The organism is Moorena sp., from assembly GCF_982860115.1.
The window spans coordinates 1-373 of sequence record NZ_CEYLVT010000029.1; the positions used below are offsets into that span (position 1 = coordinate 1).

At 57.6% G+C, this 373-nt stretch carries 1 protein-coding gene; it reads right to left on the bottom strand.

Going from position 1 to position 373, the window contains the following annotated elements; all coding sequences use genetic code 11:
* Positions 1-373: hypothetical protein (locus AC4II3_RS07600; RefSeq protein ID WP_490722799.1), on the bottom strand; the 373-nt coding region annotated here is incomplete at both ends.

The window sequence follows — 373 nt, forward strand, 5'->3', positions numbered from 1 at the left end:
CCTGTGTAGAACTGGCATCTTGCCAGTGGCTGGGGAATAGGCATGTGGCCTGTCCTGTGTAGAACTGGCATCTTGCCAGTGGCTGGGGAATAGGCATGTGGCCTGTCCTGTGTAGAACTGGCATCTTGCCAGTGGCTGGGGAATAGGCATGTGGCCTTGCCTGTGTAGAACTGGCATCTTGCCAGTGGCTGGGGAATAGGCATGTGGCCTGTCCTGTGTAGAACTGGCATCTTGCCAGTGGCGGCGGAATAGGCATGTGGCCTGTCCTGTGTAGAACTGGCATCTTGCCAGTGGCGGCGGAATAGGCATGTGGCCTTGCCTGTGTAGAACTGGCATCTTGCCAGTGGCGGCGGAATAGGCATGTGGCCTTGCC